At 65.7% G+C, this 3822-nt stretch carries 5 protein-coding genes; 2 read left to right on the top strand and 3 right to left on the bottom strand.

What is annotated here, in order from left to right:
• From EN991_RS26925 to EN991_RS26935, 3 genes are all read right to left on the bottom strand, one after another.
• Positions 1–991, bottom strand: a 991-nt coding sequence (locus EN991_RS26925) for a CCA tRNA nucleotidyltransferase (RefSeq protein ID WP_164769390.1), incomplete at its 3' end; no start/stop codon positions are given.
• Positions 988–1623, bottom strand: a complete 636-nt coding sequence (locus EN991_RS26930) for a CoA pyrophosphatase (protein WP_063168849.1) — start codon at positions 1621–1623, stop codon at positions 988–990. The genes EN991_RS26925 and EN991_RS26930, both read right to left, overlap by 4 nt.
• On the bottom strand, positions 1623–2252 hold the full coding sequence (locus EN991_RS26935; RefSeq protein WP_013529969.1) for a DUF1285 domain-containing protein: 630 nt from the start codon (positions 2250–2252) through the stop codon (positions 1623–1625). Before EN991_RS26935 ends, EN991_RS26930 begins: the two co-directional genes overlap by 1 nt.
• 154 nt (positions 2253–2406) lie before the next feature.
• On the opposite strand from EN991_RS26935, the gene EN991_RS26940 reads away from it, so the two are divergent.
• Together EN991_RS26940 and EN991_RS26945 are read left to right on the top strand one after the other, a co-directional pair.
• Positions 2407–3411 carry a MoxR family ATPase gene (locus EN991_RS26940; protein WP_127369902.1) on the top strand — a complete coding sequence of 335 codons (1005 nt, stop codon included), beginning with the start codon at positions 2407–2409 and terminating at the stop codon, positions 3409–3411.
• Positions 3411–3822 (top strand): DUF58 domain-containing protein (locus EN991_RS26945; protein ID WP_127369903.1); only part of this gene is annotated, 412 nt, incomplete at its 3' end. The genes EN991_RS26940 and EN991_RS26945, both read left to right, overlap by 1 nt.

The raw sequence follows: 3822 nt of genomic DNA on the forward strand, positions 1-3822 counted from the left end.
GCAGACGGTCGGCACACCCCTGCCGGTCGCCGCGATAGGGCCTTTTTGCCAGTTCGCCCTCGGTCGTCTTCGGCTCGACGGCGGTGGCGAGCGCCCAGTGGCGCAGGCGATCCGCTTCGGCGGTCGAGAGTTTGAGCCGCTCGGCGAGCGTCTTCATGCGAGCGGCATCGGGCGGCACGATCGCTTCCAGTCTGAGCAGCGGGTCGGGTGCCCAGCCCAGATCCTTGCCGGCCTTGGCCAACCCATGGATGGCATCGATACCCCATTTCTCGCTTTCCGGCAGCGCCGCGGTCAAGACACCTGCCTGCCGCATCCAAAGCAGCGCCCGTGACGGATCGGGCGCCGACAAAAGTTTCTTCAGTTCCGACCAGATGCGCTCGGACGAAAGCTGGGCCAGCCCTTCCTTCAGACGGGCGCAGGCTTTCAGCCCCTCGGCGTCGGGCCGTCCGTCGCCGTACCAGGCGAAGAAGCGGAAGAAGCGCAGGATGCGCAGGTAGTCTTCGCGAATGCGCGCTTCCGGGTCGCCGATGAATCGCAGCCGGCGCGCCTCGATGTCGGCAATGCCGCCGACCAGGTCGACCACCTTGCCATCGGCCTCGGCATAGAGCGCGTTGATGGTGAAGTCGCGCCGCTCGGCATCGAGCTTCCAGTCGCGCCCGAACGACACTTTCGCGCGCCGCCCGTCGGTTTCGATATCGGCGCGCAAGGTGGTGATTTCATAGGGCTTTCCGCCGGCAACCACGGTGATCGTCCCATGCTCGATGCCGGTTGGCACCGCCTTGAACCCTTCCGCTTCGGCGCGGCGGAGGGTTTGCTGCGGCAAGCAGGTGGTGGCGATGTCGATGTCGGCGACCGGCTGGTCCATCAGCGTGTTGCGCACCGCGCCGCCGGCGACTCGCGCCTCTTCACCGCCTTCGGCCAATGCGAACAGCAGGCGCTGTAGATGCTTGTCGGTGAGCCAATCGGCCCTGCCCGCGATCGAGACACTCACGCATAGAGCCTTTCATAGAGAGTACGAATGATGCCGGCGGTGACGCCCCAGATGCGCCGGTCGCCGTAAGGCATGTCGTAGAAGAACCATTCGAGATCGTTCCACATACGGCTGTCGCGCTTGTGGTTGGCCGGGTCCATCAGGAAGCGCAGCGGCACTTCGAAAGCGGCATCGACCTCGTCTGCGTTGAGCGTCAGTTGGAAACCGGGCCGCACGATGCCAAGCACCGGGGCGATGCGGTAGCCGCTGCCGGCGACATAGTCGGGCATGCGGCCGATGATCTCGATGCCATCTCGGCCAAGCCCGATCTCCTCGAAGGTCTCGCGCAGCGCCGCCGCCTCAGGGCTCGGATCGGTCGGATCGATAGTGCCGCCGGGAAAGGCCACCTGCCCCGAATGGCTGCGCAGCTTTTCGGCCCGTTTGGTCAGAAGAACCGTCGCATCGCCCTCATGATCGACCACCGGGATCAGCACCGCGGCATTGCGCAGCGCCTTGCCCTGGTTGAGGCGCGGATGGCCGGGGTTGAAGCGATGGTCGCCATAGTCGTCGTCGCCTGCATGTGCATCGGGCTGCACGGCAAAGCGCGCGCGAAAATCCGCGGATGAAAACGGCGCCGGCGTCACCTGGTCCATCACGCGCTCAGCCGCTTCAACTGGTCCGCCGGCATGATCGGGAACACGGCGCCCTTGGAGCGCACCGCGAACATCGTCTCGCCGCCGATTTCGATCTCCTCGCCATGCCCGACCAGTTCATACATCACCGGCCGCGCCACCAGCGCCTCCAGACGGCCACGCACCAGCACATAGGGCTTCAACCCGCCGGTCTCGTTCTCATCGACAAACCGCAGCGGCCGTTCCGGCCCGGCTTCGACGACGTCGCCGACATTGGTGCGGAAGGTGATTGTCTGCGCCTCGCCGCTGCCCGAAACGTCCATTTCGACGGCGATGAACGGCGCATCGGCGACGCGGATGCCGACCTTTTCTACCGGTGTCACCAGATAGGTCCTGCCATCGGCGTCCTTGCGCAGCACCGAGGAGAAAAGCTGCACCAGCGGCATGCGCCCGATCGGCGTGCCCAGATAGAACCAGGTGCCGTCGGCCTTGATCTCCATGTCCAGATCGCCGCAGAAGTCGGGATTCCAGCGTTCGACAGGTGCCGCGCCCTTGCCGGCACGGGCGGCGCGCGAGATCAGCGCCTCGAGACCACGCGCCTCGGTGGCATCAGTCAGGCTTTCTTCACGATGTCCCAAGGGTCCCGTCATGGTCACGAAATAGTCACTGTTGTTCCGCTTGTCAGCCTAAGTCTGTGATTTAAGTTTCGATGTAGGCGCCACGCGAGGCCGAATCGCGGCAACTTATGGTATGGTGCAGCCGTTGTTCCAGCCATGGTATTCCAACCACAAGGATCGATGCGGCATGAGCGTGATGGTCAAGGAAAGCCCGATCAGCGAAAAGGACATGATCGCCGAGGCCGAGAAGGCGCTTGCCGACATCTCCCGGATCCGCGACGGGGTCGGCCGGGTCATCTTCGGACAGGAAAGCGTCGTCGAGCGCACGCTGGTGGCGCTGCTGGCCGGTGGCCATGCGCTTTTGGTCGGCGTGCCGGGTCTCGCCAAAACCAAGCTGGTCGAAACACTTGGCATCGTGCTCGGCCTCGATTCGCGTCGCATCCAGTTCACGCCGGATCTGATGCCGTCCGATATCCTCGGCTCCGAAGTGATGGAGCAGGACGAGACCGGAAAACGCTCCTTCCGCTTCATCTCCGGGCCGATCTTCGCCCAGCTGCTGATGGCCGACGAGATCAACCGCGCGTCGCCGCGCACTCAGTCGGCGCTGCTGCAGGCCATGCAGGAATACCACGTCACCATTGCCGGCGCCCGCCATGACCTGCCGGCGCCCTTCCACGTGCTGGCAACCCAGAACCCGCTGGAGCAGGAGGGCACCTATCCGCTGCCCGAGGCACAGCTTGACCGCTTCCTGATGCAGGTGGACATCCTCTATCCCGAAATCGAGGCGGAGCGCCGCATCCTTCTGGAAACCACCGGCATCGAGGACGCGAAAGCGCAAAACGTGCTGCAGCCGGTGCGGCTGAAGGAGATCCAGACGCTGATCCGCCGCATGCCGGTGCCTGAAAGCGTCGTCGAGGCGATCCTGACGCTGGTGCGCTCGGCGCGTCCCGGCCAAGGCAATGCCGAGACCGATAAGAACGTCCCCTGGGGTCCCGGCCCGCGCGCCAGCCAGGCGCTGATGCTGTGCACAAGGGCGCGCGCGCTTTACGACGGACGGCTGGCGCCCTCGGTCGACGACGTCCGTGCGCTGGCCGAGCCGGTGCTGCAGCATCGCATGGCGCTGACCTTCGCCGCCCGCGCCGAAGGCACCAGCGTGCGTGACGTGGTGGCGAAACTCGTGAAAGGGATTTGATGCCGCGCATCGGCGAGGTCCAGGCTCCGGCAGCGACGCGCGACGCGCTCGCCCGTGGCCGGTTGCGGGCCTCGCTTGTGCCAGACCTGCTGGTCGAGGCGCGCCGTATCGTCAACACCGTGATCGCCGGCTGGCACGGCCGCCGCAAGCGCGGCATCGGCGAGAATTTCTGGCAGTTCCGGCCCTATGTCGAGGGCGATTCCTCGCGCATCGACTGGCGCCGCTCGGCCCGCGACGACCACACCTATGTGCGCGACCGCGAATGGGAAGCCGCCCATACCGTCTGGCTGTGGGCCGACCCCTCGCCGTCGATGCTCTACAAATCGACAGGCGCCAGCGTTTCCAAGCAATCGCGCGCGCTGGTGCTGGCGCTGGCCATGGCCGAGCTGTTGTCGCGCAGCGGCGAACGCA

The sequence above is a fragment of the Mesorhizobium sp. M7A.F.Ca.US.005.03.2.1 genome (assembly GCF_003997795.1).
GTDB classification, from domain to species: domain Bacteria; phylum Pseudomonadota; class Alphaproteobacteria; order Rhizobiales; family Rhizobiaceae; genus Mesorhizobium; species Mesorhizobium ciceri.

Bases quoted from the DNA above. Each gene is read 5' to 3' on its own strand.
- EN991_RS26935 (WP_013529969.1), bottom strand. From the start codon at position 2,252: ATGACGGGACCCTTGGGACATCGTGAAGAAAGCCTGACTGATGCCACC.
- EN991_RS26930 (WP_063168849.1), bottom strand. From the start codon at position 1,623: ATGGACCAGGTGACGCCGGCGCCGTTTTCATCCGCGGATTTTCGCGCG.
- EN991_RS26940 (WP_127369902.1), top strand. From the start codon at position 2,407: ATGAGCGTGATGGTCAAGGAAAGCCCGATCAGCGAAAAGGACATGATC.